At 72.2% G+C, this 16,342-nt stretch carries 16 protein-coding genes; 15 read left to right on the forward strand and 1 reads right to left on the reverse strand.

The annotated features are described in order from the left end of the window. Positions 1 to 4: 4 nt before the first annotated feature. Positions 5 to 922, forward strand: a complete 918-nt coding sequence (locus OHT57_RS37075; RefSeq protein ID WP_328751133.1) for a LysR family transcriptional regulator — start codon at positions 5 to 7, stop codon at positions 920 to 922. A 49-nt stretch (positions 923 to 971) separates the two neighbouring features. Here the strand turns inward: OHT57_RS37075 and OHT57_RS37080 are convergent, their stop codons facing one another. After that, a complete protein-coding gene (locus OHT57_RS37080) occupies positions 972 to 1,904 on the reverse strand; it encodes a ScbA/BarX family gamma-butyrolactone biosynthesis protein (protein ID WP_328751134.1) in 933 nt (310 codons plus the stop codon). Positions 1,905 to 2,045: 141 nt separating this feature from the next. Here OHT57_RS37080 and OHT57_RS37085 point away from each other — a divergent pair, with 141 nt between their 5' ends. The 14 genes from OHT57_RS37085 to OHT57_RS37150 all read left to right on the forward strand — a co-directional run bounded on the left by OHT57_RS37085 (position 2,046) and on the right by OHT57_RS37150 (position 16,288). Then, positions 2,046 to 2,702, forward strand: a complete 657-nt coding sequence (locus tag OHT57_RS37085) for a ScbR family autoregulator-binding transcription factor (RefSeq protein WP_328751135.1) — start codon at positions 2,046 to 2,048, stop codon at positions 2,700 to 2,702. Then, entirely contained in the window at positions 2,699 to 3,655 is a 957-nt protein-coding gene (locus OHT57_RS37090) for an NAD-dependent epimerase/dehydratase family protein (RefSeq protein WP_328751136.1), read from the forward strand. Before OHT57_RS37085 ends, OHT57_RS37090 begins: the two co-directional genes overlap by 4 nt. A gap of 328 nt (positions 3,656 to 3,983) precedes the next feature. Beyond that, complete coding sequence (locus tag OHT57_RS37095; RefSeq protein WP_328751137.1) at positions 3,984 to 4,601, forward strand: TetR family transcriptional regulator; 618 nt, start codon at positions 3,984 to 3,986, stop codon at positions 4,599 to 4,601. Between the two features lie 51 nt (positions 4,602 to 4,652). Further along, the gene (locus OHT57_RS37100) at positions 4,653 to 5,414 is read left to right on the forward strand and encodes an SDR family NAD(P)-dependent oxidoreductase (RefSeq protein ID WP_328751138.1); all 762 of its coding nucleotides are present in this window, start codon (positions 4,653 to 4,655) and stop codon (positions 5,412 to 5,414) included. A gap of 79 nt (positions 5,415 to 5,493) precedes the next feature. Beyond that, positions 5,494 to 6,300: a carbon-nitrogen family hydrolase gene (locus OHT57_RS37105; RefSeq protein WP_328751139.1), complete on the forward strand. Its 807-nt coding sequence runs from the start codon at positions 5,494 to 5,496 to the stop codon at positions 6,298 to 6,300. Positions 6,301 to 6,550: 250 nt separating this feature from the next. Continuing rightward, positions 6,551 to 7,237 carry a hypothetical protein gene (locus OHT57_RS37110; protein WP_328751140.1) on the forward strand — a complete coding sequence of 229 codons (687 nt, stop codon included), beginning with the start codon at positions 6,551 to 6,553 and terminating at the stop codon, positions 7,235 to 7,237. After that, positions 7,234 to 7,455, forward strand: a complete 222-nt coding sequence (locus OHT57_RS37115; RefSeq protein WP_328751141.1) for a hypothetical protein — start codon at positions 7,234 to 7,236, stop codon at positions 7,453 to 7,455. Before OHT57_RS37110 ends, OHT57_RS37115 begins: the two co-directional genes overlap by 4 nt. A gap of 144 nt (positions 7,456 to 7,599) precedes the next feature. Beyond that, positions 7,600 to 9,300, forward strand: a complete 1,701-nt coding sequence (locus tag OHT57_RS37120) for a GH3 family domain-containing protein (RefSeq protein WP_328751142.1) — start codon at positions 7,600 to 7,602, stop codon at positions 9,298 to 9,300. Positions 9,301 to 9,336: 36 nt separating this feature from the next. Continuing rightward, positions 9,337 to 10,218, forward strand: coding sequence for an alpha/beta hydrolase (locus OHT57_RS37125; protein WP_328751143.1), 882 nt, complete (start codon positions 9,337 to 9,339; stop codon positions 10,216 to 10,218). Continuing rightward, complete coding sequence (locus OHT57_RS37130) at positions 10,208 to 11,344, forward strand: enolase C-terminal domain-like protein (RefSeq protein ID WP_328751144.1); 1,137 nt, start codon at positions 10,208 to 10,210, stop codon at positions 11,342 to 11,344. The genes OHT57_RS37125 and OHT57_RS37130 overlap by 11 nt, the downstream gene beginning before the upstream one ends. A 35-nt stretch (positions 11,345 to 11,379) precedes the next feature. Beyond that, positions 11,380 to 12,273 (forward strand): FAH family protein, encoded by an 894-nt coding sequence (locus tag OHT57_RS37135; RefSeq protein WP_328751145.1) that lies wholly within the window; start codon positions 11,380 to 11,382, stop codon positions 12,271 to 12,273. Next, positions 12,270 to 13,547, forward strand: coding sequence for a hypothetical protein (locus OHT57_RS37140; protein WP_328751146.1), 1,278 nt, complete (start codon positions 12,270 to 12,272; stop codon positions 13,545 to 13,547). The genes OHT57_RS37135 and OHT57_RS37140 overlap by 4 nt, the downstream gene beginning before the upstream one ends. 153 nt (positions 13,548 to 13,700) lie before the next feature. Further along, on the forward strand, positions 13,701 to 15,050 hold the full coding sequence (locus tag OHT57_RS37145; RefSeq protein ID WP_328751147.1) for an IS701 family transposase: 1,350 nt from the start codon (positions 13,701 to 13,703) through the stop codon (positions 15,048 to 15,050). Continuing rightward, a complete protein-coding gene (locus tag OHT57_RS37150; protein WP_328751148.1) occupies positions 15,050 to 16,288 on the forward strand; it encodes an MFS transporter in 1,239 nt (412 codons plus the stop codon). The genes OHT57_RS37145 and OHT57_RS37150 overlap by 1 nt, the downstream gene beginning before the upstream one ends. Positions 16,289 to 16,342 lie beyond the last annotated feature (54 nt).

The following is a 16,342-nucleotide window of genomic DNA, read 5'->3' on the forward strand; positions in this document are numbered from 1 at the left end:
CTACATGCTTGATGTGAGGCGACTGCAGGTCCTGCGCGCGGTGGTCACCAGTGGCACAGTCACCGCGGCCGCGGCCCACCTCGGCTACACACCGTCCGCCGTCAGCCAGCAGGTGGCGGCACTGGAGAAACAGGCCGGTACCGCGCTGCTCGAACGGGTCGGGCGCGGCGTACGGCCCACCCCCGCCGGTCTGCTGCTCACCGAGCACGCGGCCCTGATCAGCTCGGCGGTCGCCCAGGCGGAGACCGCCCTCGCGGATCTCCGTGCCGGACGCATCGGCAGTCTGTCGGTCCGTTACTTCGCCACGGCGGGCTCCACGCTGGTGGCCCCCGCCCTGGCAAGGCTCCGCGCGGAACACCCCGGTGTCCGGGTCGACCTCGAACTCGCCGACCCCGAGGACCCGTTGCAGGAAATGGTGCGAGGCCGGGCCGACCTGGCCGTGGTCGTCCAGGCACGCGACCGTGTCGTCGACGGCTTCCGGCTGGTCCACCTGCTCGACGACCCGTACGCCGCCGTACTGCCTCTCGGTCACCCCCTCGCGGGCAAGGAGGTCATCGATCTGAACGAGCTGTCCGGGGAGCAGTGGGTCGGCAGCGAGCCGCCCGGGCCCTGCCTGGAACCGGTGATCGACTCCTGTGCGGCGGCCGGTTTCAGCCCCGACTTCGTCATCCGCAGCGAGGACTACGCCACCGCGCAGGGCTTCGTCGCGGCTGGCCTCGGCGTCGGGCTGATGCCGAGGCTGGGGCTGCGCGGCCGGCACCCCGGCGTCGTCGTACGGCCGGTCCGCAACCCCGAACCGGTCCGGGTGATCTCGGCGGTCGCCCGCGAGACCGCCCTCGACCAGCCCGCCCTGCGCGGCCTGCTGGCAGCGCTGCGGGACGCGGCGGCCGCCGACCCGCCCGATGGACCCGCGGCGCACTGACCGCGGTCCGTCCGGCTCGGTCCATCGGGCGGGTCGGCGGCCGCGCCTGTCAGACGGCGGTCACGGCGGGTGCGTCGGTCAGGGTCACGACACTGGAGAAGATCTCCCGGTCGTGCTGCCGGGCACCGACCCGGACCCGGTCGGGCTCCGTGAGCCGCTCGGCCTTCAGCAGGCAGGGGGCATCCATCTCGGCGTATCTGGCGAAGTCCGAGTCCATGCCCGTGACGACCATCGGCCGCGGGTGCGCCGTGGCCAGGGCCGCCTGGCGGGCCGCTTCGAGGAGCAGCATGCCGGGCGCGTGGTCCACGAGGTGGTCGAAGAGGACGGGGTGGGTGGTGTCGACCCGCAGCTGCCAGTGATCGGGCCGGTCGGTCGCGGCGAGGACCACGTCCTCGAAACGGTCGCGGCCGAAGGGCGACAGACCGGCGGGCGGCGGCAGCGGCACGGCGCGCGCGGTGGCCGCGGTGGCGTCGGCGTACTCCCCGCGCAGCCGGTTGTAGACCGTGCGGTCCTGGATGGTGAAGCGCGAGTGGGCGGTGGCCATGGGGCGGCCGTCCCGTTCGACCTCGACGGTCAGGGATATCGCGGAGGCGCGGTCGCGCCGGTACGCGACATCGTGGCAGTCGATGTGCAGCGTCAGTTCGGCCGGGCCACCGTCGGCCCGGGCGGCCGCGGGGTCGAGCGTCCAGCTGAAGTCCTTCCACAGCAGCTGATGGCCGAACGGCACCTGGTAGGCGCCGTGGGACAGCAGTGGCAGTGTCTGGCGCACGGTCTCGGTGAGCAGAAGCGGGTCGTGCAGGCCCAGACGACTGACGTAGAACCGGTGCGCGGCGGGCCAGGCGGCCGTCACCGTGAAGGTGTCGGTGCCGGTCCGTCGCCATTGGCGCAGCAGCATCTCGTCCTGGTTCGTCTTGTGCGTGTGATCGGCCGAAACCATCTCAAAACGACTTTCGAGGCTGTGCTGGGCAAGGTCGATGGACATGGTGTTCCCCCCTGGTGCGGTGACTTCCGAACTGGGCACGCGCAGATGAAGCGTTGACGCACGCGGTGACAAGACGGCGCCGACGTGAATAAAATAGAGGTCGTTCTTTTTGTTTGTCTACAGGTTCGAAGGAGTCCGCCGATGGCACGACAACGACAGGAACGCGCGGAGCGGACCCGGGCGGCACTCATCTCGGCGGCCGCGGAGATGTTTGACCAGGTCGGGTACCACGGCGCGGGTCTGAACGCGATCCTCAAGAAGGCCGAGACCACTACCGGAGCCATGTACTTCCACTTCAAGTCGAAGGAGGAACTGGCCCGGGCGGTCATCGTCGAGCAGGCGGCCGAGCTGAAGTGGCCCAGCGGGAAGGAGGGACTGCAGCAGCTGATCGACGTGTGTCAGTACCTGGCCGTGGAGATGCGTTCCAACGTCCTGTTCCGCGCCGGCGTCCGGCTCGCCGTCGAGCAGAGCGAGGTGAACCTGCTCAACTACTCGATCTACGACTGGTGGGCCGAGCAGTTCGGCACCCACCTGGCCGAGGCGCGCGAACTCGGCCAGCTGCATCCGGAGGTCGACGAGGCCGCGTTCGCCCAGGTGATCGTCGCCGCGTACACCGGTACGCAGATCATGTCGCGGCTCTCCAGCGCCCGCGGTGACCTGCCCGAACGCATAGAGAGCATGCTGCGATGTCTGCTGCCGGCCCTCGCGCCGGCGGAGGTCGTCGCCACGCTGGACTTCCCGGACAACGGCCGCGAGCGCACGGCGCCGGGCGGCGACGCGGAGAGGGCCGCTTCATGAGACCTGTGCGGGTGCTGCTGACGGGCGCGACGGGGTTCGTCGGCGGGGCGGTACTCAGCCGGCTGCTGCGCGAGCGGGCGGACGGCCGCGACGTGGAGGTGCGCGCCCTCGCCCGCGCCGTTCCGGCCGACCGGCCGGAGCAGGCAGGCGTGCGGTGGAGGCACGCTGACCTGTCCGACCCCGCGTCACTGGCCGGGGCGGCGAGCGACACGGACGTCCTCGTTCACCTCGCCGCCCGTGTCGACGGCTCGGAGCGGGACTGCGAGCGGACCAACATCGACGGGACCCGGGCCGTCGTCGCCGAGGCCCGGCGCGCCGGGGTGGCGCGCATCGTGCACCTGTCCACGGCGGCGGTGTACGGGCCTGGGCCGCACCGCGGCATCCCCGTCGACGGGGTCACGCCCGCGCCCGTGTCGGCGGCCAGCCGTACCCGGCTCGCCGCCGAGCGGATCGCGCTCGACGCGGGTGCCGTCGTACTGCGGCCCGGTCTCGTCCTCGGCGCCGGGGACCGCTGGGTCGTGCCCGGACTCGGCGAACTGCTCCGGCGGGTCCCGGCCCGCTGGGACGGCGGACGCGGGCAGATCTCCGTCGTGGCCGTCGAGGACCTGGCACGGCTGATCACGGCCCTGGCCACGGCACCGGACACCGTGCCCTGCGGGGTCTTCCACGCCTGCCACCCGGTGCCGGTGCGGGGCGGCGACCTCATGACGAGGCTCGCCGAGCTGGACGTGCTGCCGCCGGTCTGCGACGACTGGTCCTGGGAGCAGTGTCTGGCGCGGCTCCGCGAGGCGCCCGGACGTATCAGTGAGAGACAGTTCGCCCTGCTGGCGCGCGACCACTGGTACGAGAGCGAGGAGATCTGGCGGCTCGCGGGATGCGCACCGGGTCCCGGTCCACTGGACCGCCTGGCCGGAGCGGCGCCCTGGTACCGGGCACACCTCGCGGCGGGATGAGCGGGCCGGTGCGCCGCCCCGCACCGGCGCGCGCACCGCATCTCCCCACCGAAGTCGCCTGCGGAACACGGCAGTTGTGAGGAAGCCGGGTGGAAGTCGGGTAAGTCGCGTCCAACTTGGCCAAGTCGTCGCGGAGCCGGGCACGGAAGGCGTCCGCGGAGCCGACCGGCGGTACGTTCGCAGGACCGGGCCCTTTGCCTCCCGTCATCCACAGCGCCGCGAACGGGCGGGAGACCGACGACGGGCCCTTTCCCGGGCACCTGGCACACACTGTTGTCCGGGCGGCCCGTGAGAGTCAGTTCCCGTGATGAATACCGAGGTCAGGCCCATGGTGAAGCAGCTGAGAGCGGAGCGCACCCGCCAGGCGCTGATCGAGGCGGCGGCCATCGAGTTCGACCGGCACGGATACGCCGGCACATCCCTGTCCGCCGTCCACCGGGCCTGCGGCATGACGATGGGCGCGCTCACCTTCCACTTCCGCGCCAAGGCGGACCTGGCGATCGCGGTCTGCCAGGAGGCCGAGGCCATCACCCGGGGAACCCTGTCCCGGCTCGCACCGATGGGCGCGCTCGTGCCGGTCGTCGAGTTCACCCTCGTCGTGGCCCGGCTGCTGGAGGAGGAGGTCGCCGTCCGTGCGGCGGCCCGGCTCACCCAGGAACGGGCCGTGCCGTCCCAGTGGCACACCGTCTGGAGGGCCGTCCTGCGTGACCTGGTGGCCGCCGCCCCCGAACCCCCAGGACCCGGCCTCGGACCCCGGCCCGAGGAACTGGAACTGCTGGCCGTCTACCTGACGACCGGCGCCGAGGCGGCCCTGCGGGAGGGACGTACCGGCAAGGAGGTGCTCACCCAACTGGAGTGTCTGTGGGCCCTGGTGCTCGTCCCCGGCCCGTCGCCCGACGCCGACGAGTGTCCGGCCGACGCCTCGGCCCTCTGTGAACCGTCCTGACCCCCCACCGATCCCCCTGACCCCGAACCCCTCCACGAAAAGGCTCGATCCATGACTCGACGCTGCGCGCTCGTCACCGGCGGTTCCCGGGGCATCGGGGCCGCCATCGCGACCGAACTCGCCGCAAGCGGGCACCGCGTGGCCGTGCACTGCCGTGCCGACTCCGCGGCCGCGAAGGCCGTGCTCGACGCCCTGCCCGGCACCGGACACATCCTGGTCACCGGCGATCTCGGCACACCCGGCGCGGCCCGGGACATCATCGACTCCGCGGTCGCAGGCCTCGGCACCGTCGACGTGCTCGTCAACAACGCGGGTGTGTACGCCGAGCAGCCCGTCGCCACCACCTCCCACGAGGACTGGCAGGCCGACTGGCGGCGACTGGTCGACGTCAATCTGCTCGGCCCGGCCGATCTGATCTGGTACCTCGTCGACCATCTGCGGCACCGGCTGCAGGGACCGCAGGGCGCCTGCGTCGTCAACGTCGGCTCGCGCGGCGCCTACCGAGGCGAACCGGACGCCCCCGCCTACGGGGCGACCAAGGCCGCCCTGCACGCGCTGACCCAGTCGCTCGCCCAGTCCCTTGGACCGCTCGGCATCGCGGTGACCGCTGTGGCGCCGGGATTCGTCCGCACCGACCTCACGGAACCCATGCTCGTCGGAGCCTTCGAGGCGGAGGTGCGCAGCCAGAGTCCGCTCGGCAGGATCGCCGTGCCCTCGGACGTCGCGGCCGCGGTGGCCTGGCTGAGCAGCGCCCGCGCCGAGTGGTGCAGCGGCGCTGTGCTCGACGTCAACGGAGCTTCCCACCTGCGCTGACGTACGCACCGACGGGGCTCGCACGACGGGCAGTTCCGATCGGCGCCGCCACTGCCACCGACCACGAAACGGAGACCCCGTGCGCGCCTCAGTCCTTCAGATCGCCGTACGACCCGACGAGCCGGCCGACGAACGGCGGGCCCGCGTGTCCGACCTCGTCCGACGGCAGCACACCTCCGACCTGGTGGTGCTGCCGGAACTCTGGACGGTCGGGGCGTTCGCCTTCGACGCGTTCCCCGCACACGCCGAGCCACTGGACGGGCCCACCGCCCGGGCGATGAGTGCCGCAGCGGCCGAGGCGCGAGTGTGGCTGCACGCCGGTTCCCTCATCGAGCGTGGTGCGGCGGGTGACCTGTACAACACCTCCCTGCTGTTCCGCCCCGACGGCCGGCTGCACCGGACGTACCGGAAGATCCACCGCTTCGGCTTCGACCGGGGCGAGGCGGCCCTGCTGGCCCGGGGCACCGAAACCGTCACGGCCGTGCTCGACGAGGGCGCGGGCACGGCTCTGACCGCGGGGCTCGCCACCTGCTACGACCTGCGCTTCCCCGAGCAGTTCCGGTTGTTGGTGGACGCCGGTGCCGAACTGTTCCTCGTCCCGGCCGGATGGCCCGCCGCCCGCCGCACCCACTGGCAACTGCTGGCCCGCGCCCGAGCGGTGGAGTCGCAGGCGTACGTGGTCGCCTGCGGTACGGCAGGCACGCACGCCGGTGTGGAGCAGGCCGGCCACAGCATGGTGGTCGATCCGTGGGGCGAGGTCATGGCCGAGGCCGGGGCGGGGGAGGAGACTCTCGTCGTCGATCTCGATCCGGCGCTCGTCACGAAGACACGTGCCGAGTTCCCCGCCCTGCGCGACCGGGTGCTCGGTGTGCCGGCGCCTCGCTGAGATGTGCCTCCCGACGGCGGTTGCCGTCCGCCCCGCGTGTGCCGGGCGGACGGCAACCGCCGTCTTCGCGCTGGGGAGTTGCTTCTTCTACGGCAACCCCTTGCGCCTGGCGCAGTCGGCGTGTAACACTCTTTCGCGAGGCACTCTGTCCTCATCCAGGAGCCTTCGCATCACCGTAGCGCCGCCATCGAGCGGCGCTTTTTTGTTGCCCCGATACGGGGAGTTCGCCACGAAAGTGAGGCATCAGACCATGGCCGCCCCGACGTCCCGACGATCCCTTCCGGCGCAGTGCGCGTCCAACCGCTGCCGCAGGGCGGCACGCTCCGGTGCGCTGCGGCGCAGGCCCGCCGAACAGGGCGCCCGGCTCTGCGGGCCCTGCACACGTACCCTGGCCGCCGACCTGGCCGCGCTGCCGGCACTCCACGACGAGAGCGAGCAGCACCTGGTGCTGCCCGCCCGGCAGGGGAGCCTGGCCCGGGTCACGGGCCACCGTCCGGACCCCCCGCCCGTGAGCGACGCGGCGTTGGAGGCCCGGCACGACGCCGTCGTACGGCTGGCCTGCTGGGCCGGGCTCGTGCTGGACGGGACAGGGCCCGGGCAAGCGCCGCCGGAGCGGACCGTTCCCGAACTGGCTGCTTTCCTCGGCCGGCACATCGGCCTCCTGGCCGCCCACCCCGCCGCGGGTTCGGCGGCCGACGAGATCGCCCGCGTGGCCACCGCCCTGCGGCTCGTCGTCGCCCCGCCCAGGCCCGAACTCGTGCCGCTCGGCCGGTGCGTCGAGCCGGGCTGCGAGGCCGAGGTGACGCTGCCCGAGCGGGGCGGCGACGACCTGGTGCTGCGCGGGCCGATGTGCGGCGCCGGGCACGTTCTGACGCCACGCCAGTGGCTCCTTCTCAACCGACGTCAGTCGATGTCCGAAGCCAGGGAGACCGCATGAACAGCACACACTCCGCCCGCGGCAAACGCGTGCCCACCTCCCTCGCGGCGCTCGCCCTCGACGTCCGCGAGGGCACGATCCGCCAGTGGGCCCGCCGCGGCAAGATCACCCGGTACGGGACGCGACGCCAGGCCCTGTACGACCTGAACGAACTGGCCGCGCTCGTGGCCGACGAGACCGCCACGGTGCGCGAGACCGCCGCGGCACACGGCGACTGACCGACAGCACCCCCGCACCAGCACCACCCCCGCACCAGCCCACCCCACACCCCCCGTTCACCCAACCGTCCGGCCAATCCGCCGCACGGTGCTGAGGCATGCCCGAAAACGGGTCATCGGCACGGTTCCCGAGGAGACACGACAGTGGACACACCGCAGACACCCCAGACACTCCAGCTCCCGCAGACGTCCCAGTGGCAGCAGCACTGGCAGGCACGGCGTGACCCCTTCGTCGAGGAGTGCTTCCAGGCACGGGAGAGCCTGCTCGCAGACCTGAAGGACCCGGCGACCGCGCAGGACCGCGTCCTCGACGACCTCATCGACATCGGCGCCGCCTCGCTGCACTGGAAGGAGAAGGGGTACGACGTGATCGCCGCCGACCCGGGCACCTTCCGGTCGGTCCTGCCGGTCATGCGCTACAACGACTTCGCCGAGGAGATCGACCGGGAGACCCGCACCAAGGGCGGTGTCCTGTCGTGCAGCCCCGTACTGCGCTGGCTGAAGACCAGCGGGACGACCGGCACCCCCAAGCGGGTCCCGTACACACTGCACTGGCTGCTGACGTACCGGATCCCCGCGATGAAGGCCATGTGGGGCACCTGCCTGGAGCACCACCCCGAGATCCTCGCGCACCCCTGGGCCACCCTCGACACCCAGACCGTCCGCGAGGACGTGTACGACTTCGTGCACGGTGTGGAGCACCAGGCGATCAGCAACCGGCATCCGCAGCTCAACAGCCGGGACTGGAACCCGCCGTGGTACGAGTCCCCCTGGTTCGGCCCCGACGCGCCCACCAGTCACGCCGGGCGGATGTACCACCGGGTGCGGAACCTCGTCGGCAAGGACCTGCACTACATCTCGGCGATCAACCCCAGCACCCTGGTCTCGCTGCGCGACCTGATCGCGGAGCACGGCGCCGAGCTGGTGCGCGACCTGCGCGAGGGCACCCTGCGCGGCAAACCCTGGACCGACCCCGACGAGAAGGCCGCCGTACATCTCGAACGCGTGCTGGCCGAGGACGACTTCAGCCTCGTGGACGTCTGGCCCTCGCTGACCCTGTACAGCTGCTGGCTGTCGGCCTCCGCCGAGCTGTACCGGCCGCGTCTGGACGCCGTACTGCCCGGTGTCGCCAAGCTGCCGTTCATGAGCTGCGGGACCGAGGGCGTCACCACCATTCCGGTGGACGACACGCTGGAGAGCCAGCCGCTCGCCGTCAGCCAGGCGTACTTCGAGTTCGTCCCCGCCGAGGTACCGCTGGACGCGCTCCTGGACGCCGGCGAGAAGGTCGACACGCTGCTGTACGACGAGGTGGAGGCGGGCCGCGACTACCACCTGATCATGTCGCAGGGCAACGGCCTGTACCGGCTGTGGACCGGCGACATCTACCGCGTCGACCGGATCGTGGACGGCACGCCCTGGGTCCACTTCACCCACCGCGACGGCGTCTTCCACTCCTTCACCGGCGAGAAGATCACCGAGGGCCAGGTCACCCAGGCCATCCGCCAGGGCCTCGCGGCAGGCGGCCTTGAGACCGGCCTGTACATGTGCGGCCCGCGCTGGGACGAGCTGCCGTCCTACACCGTCGTCGTCGAAGTACCGCAACCCGCACCGGAGTTGGACCGGGAACTGTCCGACGCGATCGACCGCGAGCTGTCCGTCATCAACATCGAGTACGCCTCGAAGCGGGACAGCGGCCGCCTCGCCGGACTGCGGGTGCGCACCGTGGCGCAGGGCGCGATCGCCGCGTACGTCGAGTCCCGGCGACAGCAGGGCAACGCCACCCAGTACAAGTACAAGCCGTTCCAGAAGGACGTCGACTTCGTCGACGCCCTCGTCACCGGCTGATCCGCCAACCACCCTTCCAGCAAGGAGAGTTCGACCGTGATCGAGACCATCAGGCCCCCGCAGAACATCCGCCGCGAGATCATCGACCTGCCGTGCGGCGACGAACGGCTCGCCCTGCACGTCTGGAGGCCGGAACGGATCAAGGGAGCCGTCTTCTACTTCCACGGACTGCAGAGCCACGCCGGGTGGCTGTGGGAAGTGGGCCCGCGTTTCGCCGACAACGACATCGCGTTCTTCGTCCTCGACCGCCGCGGCAGCGGCATCAGCCCCGGCCTGCGCGGTGAGATACCGGACGCCGACACCGTCCTCGGCGACTACGCAGGGGCCGCCGCGTTCGTCCGGGAGATGATCGGCGACACCGTGCCCCTGTCCCTCTTCGGGCACTGCCTCGGCGGCTCCCTCATGGCGGCCCTCATGTGCCACGAGGGATTCACCACCTCCTACGACGCCGCCGTGTTCTGCTCCTCCTGGCTCGGCCGGATGCACGCCACCCTCGACCCGGCCACCCGAGCGGCCGTCGCGGCGGACCGCAGCGGCGAGCTGTGGGAGGCGGGTCTGCAGGCCGCCGACTTCACCGACGAGGCCAAGTACCAGCACTTCATCGACCACGACGACCTGGCCGTACGGCGGTTGACGCGTCGCTCGCGGGCGGTGCTGCTCGATCTGGAGCGGCGCTATCTGACGGGCCGGCCGGTGACCTCGCCGGTGCCCGCGGCCACCTTCGTTTCCGGGATCACCGACCCGATCGTGGACCTCGACGCCGCCCAGTCCGTCTTCCAGGACCTGGTGTCCGGGCGCGGCGCGCTCATGCGGTTCCCCACCGACAAGCACTACCTCTTCTACACGGGAGTCAGCGGCGACCTGGTCGACTGGACGTCGACGTACACGCTGCTCCAAGGGGTGAACCGTGGCGCCTGAGGCCGGGCGGGCCCGGCTGTACCACGTGGAGTTGCCGATGCGGACGCCGTTCGACCACCCCGCCGCCCGCCGCCGCACCTCCGACAGCCTGGTCCTCGCACTGTCGGCCGAGGGCGTGACGGGCCTCGGCGAGTGCGCGCCGCGGCCGTACGTCACCGGCGAGACCAGCGCGAGTGTGCGCACCGCGCTGGAACAGGTCGACCTCGACGCCCTGCTCGCCCGGCTGACCGGCCGTGAACCGGGGGAGTCGCTGGGTCTGCTGCACAGGGACGGCTTCGCCCGCACCTTCGGCATCGACGGCGCGAACAACCTGCTCTGCCTGCTGGAGACCGCGGTCCTCGACTGGCTGGGCCGCCGGCTGGGAACGGGTGCGCGGAACCTGCTGCCGCCCGGCCCGCTCCAGGAAGCTTCGAGCCTGCCCGTCTCGCAGGTGCTTGATCTCAGCCTGGACACCGAGGAGTTCCTCGCCACCCGCGGCCCCTTCCACTTCGTGAAGATCAAGGCCTCGTACGACATCGAGCACGACGCCCGTACGGTCCGCGTCCTGCGCGACAAGCTCGGCGACGAGGTGCCGATCATGGTCGACGCCAACATGAGCTGGACCCCTGCGAACGCGGTCGGCCACGCCCGGCGGCTGCGCGAGGCAGGTGTCGACTACGTGGAGGAGCCGCTGCCCAAGGGCTCCTGGGAGGCGCTGCGCGTGCTGCGCCGGGACGGCGGGGTGCGCGTGATGCTCGACGAGTCGGTGTGCACGGCCCGGGACGCCCGTACGGCGGTCGAGTCCGGGGCCTGCGACGCGTTCAACATCCGGGTCTCGAAGAACGGGGGGCCGCTGCCGGCCGCCGGGATCGTCGCGTATGCCCGGGAGAACGGGATCCGCTTCCAGTTCGGTGTCCAGGTGGCCGAGGTGGGCCCGCTCATCAACGCGGGCCGTGCCCTGGCCTTCGGCCATCCGGACGCCCTCACCGTCGAGGCCGGGCAGTCCGACCGGTTCTTCCCGGAGATGATCGTCGCGCCGCCCCCGGCCGTCGACCGGAACACCAACACCCTTCGGCCCGCGGGCGGCACCGGCTGGGGCATGGACCTCACCGGACGCGCCGAGCGCTGGGCCGTGCGAGACCTGTGACCACCCCCACCCGTGCCGGAAAGACAGGAACTCCCATGAACGTACTGTTCGAATGCACCTATCAGGGCCGCCGCCACATCGGTCTCGGCCTGCCCGCGGAGGGCGAGCCGCTGCGCCTGGTACCGCTCGGCGACCGGGACCTGAAGGACCTGCTGCTCGTCGGCGCCGACCTCGCCGACCTCGCCGACCTCGCCGACGAGCCGGCGACGACCGTTCCCGCCGGTGAACTCGACGCGGTGTCCTTCCGGCCGCCGCTGCTGCCCGACCACCCCGGCGGCGCCATGGTCGGCGGCTTCATGCAGACCCACAACGTCAAGGTGGACGCGGACACCCCGGCCCAGCCGAACTGGTTCCTCAAGGGTCTCGGCGACGTGCTGAGGATCTCCGGGGAGGAACTGCGCGCCCCCGCCGGGTCCGTCGCGCTCACCGAGGAGGCGGAGGTCGTCCTCGTCTACGTCACCGACGCGGCCGGCGAACCCCGGTACGCCGGCTACACCTTCGGCAACGACCTCACCGACATCGGCCGCTTCCGGCGCAACCGGGGCCACCTGTCCTACGCCAAACTGTGCGACGCGGCCGTCGCGCCCTGGCTGTTCCTCGGCGACCCTCCGAGCCATGTCACCGGGCACGTGACGATCGAGCGGGACGGCGAGCCGTGCTGGCGGGGCGAGTTCACCACCGGCACCAAGGCCCTGCACTACGGGCTCGACGCCATCATGTCCGAGCTGTTCTCCCACGACGCCCTGCTCACCCCGGGGCGCGTGCACTACGTCTACCTCGGCGCCGACCGCAGCAGCTTCCACGACGGCTTCCGCATGGCCGACCGGGACCGCGTCACCCTGGACTTCGCGAGCCACGGAGTCACCCTGTCCAACACCGTGAGCTGTGCGTCGCCGATGCTCGCGGCCGCCGCGCGCGAGGGATCGTGAGCCGGGGCGAGGAGGTGCGCGGACTCAGCGACACGGAGGCCACGTTCGCGTACACCCATGTCCTCCTGCGCGGCAGCGGCCGGCTCACCACCACCTTCACGGTGCACGGCGTGTTCTCGCCCGAGCGGGTGGAGCGGGCCGTGGAGCGGTGGCTCGGACGGCTGCCGGTGCTGTCGCTGCGGATCGCCGGCAGCGACGGCAGCGACGGCAGGTTGTGGTTCCGGCAGGGTGCGCCGAGCGGCGCGCACTCCGTCCTCGCGGCTGAGGCGGCCGGGGCGGACGACGGGCCGACGGGGGAGCGGCTGTGGCGGCTGCGGGCCGAGCCCGGTCCTGCGGGGGCGACGCGCTTTCGTCTCACCCTCCACCCCGCGATCTGTGACGGATACTCCGTCGGCCGGCTCGTACGGCCCCTGCTGGACGCCCTGTTCGACACCCCGGGCCTCGACGCCGCCGATCGCGCGCCGGAGGCCTTGCCGCCCGACACCGACGAACTCACCTACGAGGGCGGCGGCGGGTGTGTGTGCGGAGTGTGCGTGCCGGGGGCACCGCGACGGGCCCGGGCGGTGGCGCCGTTCCAGGACGACCGACACCCGCGGGCCGGGGGAGGCGGGGAGCGCGGGCTCGGTGACGGCCGTACGGCGGGTGCCGTGACGCTCGCGCTGACCCCGTACGAGAGCCGTCGGCTGCGCGACTGGTGCGGGGCGGGACAGCTGACCGTGAGCGGTTTCCTCACGACCGTCCTGGCGGACGCACTCGCCCGGGAGACCGGTCGGACGGAGGTCACCGTGACCACGGCGATGTCCCTTCGCCGGCGGTACACCGAGCGGACGCTGATCTCCGAGCCGGGATGTGTGCTGGGGACGGTGCGGGCCCGGCTGGGTGCCGGGGAGGCCGGTGATCCGCTGAGCCGGGCGCGGGCGAACGCGGCGGAGCTGTGCCTGGCCGGGCGGGCCTGGCGGCCGGAGCGGCGCGCGCACACCGGGATCCGCCGTGCCGTCGAGCGGGAGGCGAGGGCCCTGGGCCCGGAGTTGCGCGTCGTAGACGCGGGCTCGGTGGACACCGTGCTCGGCCCGCATGCCGCACGCGTCACGGGGTTCCGTACCGTCGCGGCCCGCGGTGCCGGCCGTCCCGGGAGTTCCCTGTATCTGTCCTCGTTCAAGGGCGCGTTGACCGCGTCCCTCACCTCGCAGGGGCTCGGTGAGCGGTGGGTGGCGCGGGCGGAGCGGGAGCTGAGCGAGGCCGCGCTGCTGCGCACCGCTTCTGTGTCTTTGTGAAACCGCAGGTGACAGCGGTGCGGCGGCGCGGACTCGGCAAAGTCGCACTCGGTGGCGACCTCCACCTTGAAAACAAAGAGTTCGTTCTCTATTTTTTTAGAGCGGGCCTCGAACCGGTGGGACCCGCCCAGTCCAGAGAAAGGGGAACGCGACATGGTGAGGGCGTTTTCCACGGTGGCTCCTCCCGGGCCCGCCGCGGCGACGGTCACGATCCCGGCCGTACGCGCGCAGAGTCCCCGGATCGGATCCTCGGACCACCCCGCCTTCGACGCCTTCGTCGCGGAGATCTTCGGGCGGCTGCCACGCGCCGACCAGCGCAGATGGGCCCATGTCTACACACGAGGCCTGCTCATGACGCCGGGACGCAAGACGGTACGGCGGCTCGCGGCCGCCGGGTCCGACTCGGCCACGGCGGCCCAGGCGCTGCACCAGTTCGTCAACGCCAGCCCGTGGGACTGGGAACCGATCCGCGCCCGGCTGGCCGACTGGGTGCTCCGCAGGTCCGACCCCCGCGCCCTGCTCATCGGCACGGTGGTGCTGCCCAAGCGCGGTGACCGCTCCTGCGGAGTGCACCGCCGCTTCGTCCCGCAGGAGGGACGTACCGTCAACTGCCAGGTCGGCATCGGCGCGTTCCTCGCCGCGGACCGCGCGACGGTCCCCGTCGACTGGCGGCTGCTGCTGCCCGGAGCGTGGTCCGGGGACTCGCAAGTACGCAGCCGTGCCCGCATCCCCGAAGGCGCCGCCGGTGTCCAGGACTCGGCCGGCTCCCAGGCGCTGGACCTGCTCGACGGGGCCGGCCTGAGCCTGCCCGGCGCGGGACCGGACGCGGACGGGGTGCCGGTCGTAGCCGACCTGGTCGGATTCGCGGACACCGCGATGCTCGTCGGCGGGCTCGTGGCCCGAGGCCGGCACTTCGTCGTGGCCGCACCCGGCGACCTCGTCGTCCTCCCGGACCGGGCCGCGTCCGGGGCGTCCGGCGGATGGGCCGGTACCGGCTCCGCGCCCGCTCTCCAGCCGCGACAGCGGACCGCCGGCGGTCCGCTGCCCGCCCGTGACCTGCTCACCGCGCATGACGTCCGGTCGCCGCACCAGCCCCCCGCGGCGGCGTCCGTGGTGCAGGTCCGCCTCCCCGGCATCCCCGTACCGCTCAGGCTGCTGGGGGAGCGCAGGCCGGACGGGTCCGGCGGCGACCGGTTCTGGCTCACCGACCTCGTGGACCGGCCGGCCCACGAGGCTCTGACACTGGCCCGGCTGCACACGGGCGCCGCCGACACCATGGACCGGCTGGCCGACGACTTCGGACTGCGCGCCTTCGAAGGGCGCTCGTACCCCGGCTGGCACCACCACATGACGCTGGTCTCCGCCGCCTTCGCCTACGGCACCCTCGGCCGCGCCGGAGCGCCCCCCTCCCACCCCGCCCGGGCCTCACGCGGACCACAGGCCGGCCGGCCCCCACGCCGCGCACGGACCCTGACGACACCGACACGAACGGGATGCTCCTGATGGCCCTCCCCAAGGCGTTCTGGCTGCTGTGGTGCGGGCAGACCGTCAGCCGGCTCGGCACGCTCGCCCCCGCCTTCCTCGTCCTCTACCTGGAGCAGAACCACCTCGTCGCACCCGGCACGACACCGCTCGTCGTCGGACTCTTCGGGGCCGGTGTGGTGCTGTCCGGGCTGGTGGGAGGGGCGGTCGCCGATCTGATCGGGCCGCGCCGGACCATCGTCGCGGCGCAGCCGTTCACCGCGGGGATGGCGCTGCTGTTCGCCGTCGCCGACCATGTGGCCGCACTGTGCGCGCTGTCGTTGATCACCGGGTTCCTGTCCGCCGTCGACCGGCCGGCCGGCGCCGGACTGATCTCGGCGATCGTGCCACAGGAGCAGTTCTCGAAGGCGTACAGCCTCTTCCTGGTGGGCTTCAACATCGGCATGTCGCTCAGCCCCGTACTCTCCGGGTTCCTGCTCGAAGTCAGCCCCGCAGCCCTCTTCGTCGTCTGGGCGGCCTCCAGCCTGATCTACGCCGCCCTGGTGTTCGCGGTGCCCGCCGACCCACCGTCCCGGGCAGCCGACCGGCCCGCCGGTGCCGCGGCCGCCCTGAAATCGGCCGCGCGCGGCATCGCCGAACCCTTCCGCACTCCCGTCCTCGTCGCCTTCCTGCTGCTGACGTTCCTGCTGGCCTGCATCTACCTCCAGGTCAACTCCGCGCTGCCGCTCGACATGCGGGACAGCGGACTGACCGCCGGGGGCATCGGATTCGTCCTCGCGGCCAACGCGGTGCTGTCCGTCCTGCTGCTGCCGCTGGTGCCCCGGCTCGTCGGCGGGATGCGCGCACACGTCCCGCTGATCCTGGCCGCCGCCTTCATGGCCGTCGGCTTCGGCGCCAACGTCCTGGCCGACAGCATGGTCTCCTTCACGCTCGCCACCGTCGTGTGGACGCTCGGAGAGGTGCTGTGGGCCCCGATGTCCGCGACCTTCATCGCCGACCGGGCGCCCGCCGGACGCAGCGGCGCCTACCAGGGCTCCTACTTCTTCGCCTGGAACGCGGCGTTCGTGGTCGGCGGCCCCGCCGGCCTCGCCCTCGCCCACACTCACGGCTACGGGGCGCTGTGGATGTCCGTCCTCGGCCTCGGGTGCGTGGTGACGCTCGGCTTTGCACTGCTGCCGCGGCTGACGGGCTTCGTGACCAGGCCGGCTCCCTCAAGTGACCACAGGGACGACCAGGTGACCACCGTGACGACCAAGTGACCATCGCGACGACCCAGGTGACCACCGCGACAACCACGTGACCACCGCGACGCC

The sequence above is a fragment of the Streptomyces sp. NBC_00285 genome (genome assembly GCF_036174265.1).
Taxonomy (GTDB): Bacteria; Actinomycetota; Actinomycetes; order Streptomycetales; family Streptomycetaceae; genus Streptomyces.

What these genes read in the sequence shown, in the direction of transcription:
- OHT57_RS37075 (WP_328751133.1), top strand. Translation starts at nt 5, where the DNA reads ATGCTTGATGTGAGGCGACTGCAGGTCCTGCGCGCGGTGGTCACCAGT.
- OHT57_RS37080 (WP_328751134.1), bottom strand. Translation starts at nt 1,904, where the DNA reads ATGTCCATCGACCTTGCCCAGCACAGCCTCGAAAGTCGTTTTGAGATG.
- OHT57_RS37085 (WP_328751135.1), top strand. Translation starts at nt 2,046, where the DNA reads ATGGCACGACAACGACAGGAACGCGCGGAGCGGACCCGGGCGGCACTC.
- OHT57_RS37090 (WP_328751136.1), top strand. Translation starts at nt 2,699, where the DNA reads ATGAGACCTGTGCGGGTGCTGCTGACGGGCGCGACGGGGTTCGTCGGC.
- OHT57_RS37095 (WP_328751137.1), top strand. Translation starts at nt 3,984, where the DNA reads ATGGTGAAGCAGCTGAGAGCGGAGCGCACCCGCCAGGCGCTGATCGAG.
- OHT57_RS37100 (WP_328751138.1), top strand. Translation starts at nt 4,653, where the DNA reads ATGACTCGACGCTGCGCGCTCGTCACCGGCGGTTCCCGGGGCATCGGG.
- OHT57_RS37110 (WP_328751140.1), top strand. Translation starts at nt 6,551, where the DNA reads ATGGCCGCCCCGACGTCCCGACGATCCCTTCCGGCGCAGTGCGCGTCC.
- OHT57_RS37115 (WP_328751141.1), top strand. Translation starts at nt 7,234, where the DNA reads ATGAACAGCACACACTCCGCCCGCGGCAAACGCGTGCCCACCTCCCTC.
- OHT57_RS37135 (WP_328751145.1), top strand. Translation starts at nt 11,380, where the DNA reads ATGAACGTACTGTTCGAATGCACCTATCAGGGCCGCCGCCACATCGGT.
- OHT57_RS37145 (WP_328751147.1), top strand. Translation starts at nt 13,701, where the DNA reads ATGGTGAGGGCGTTTTCCACGGTGGCTCCTCCCGGGCCCGCCGCGGCG.
- OHT57_RS37150 (WP_328751148.1), top strand. Translation starts at nt 15,050, where the DNA reads ATGGCCCTCCCCAAGGCGTTCTGGCTGCTGTGGTGCGGGCAGACCGTC.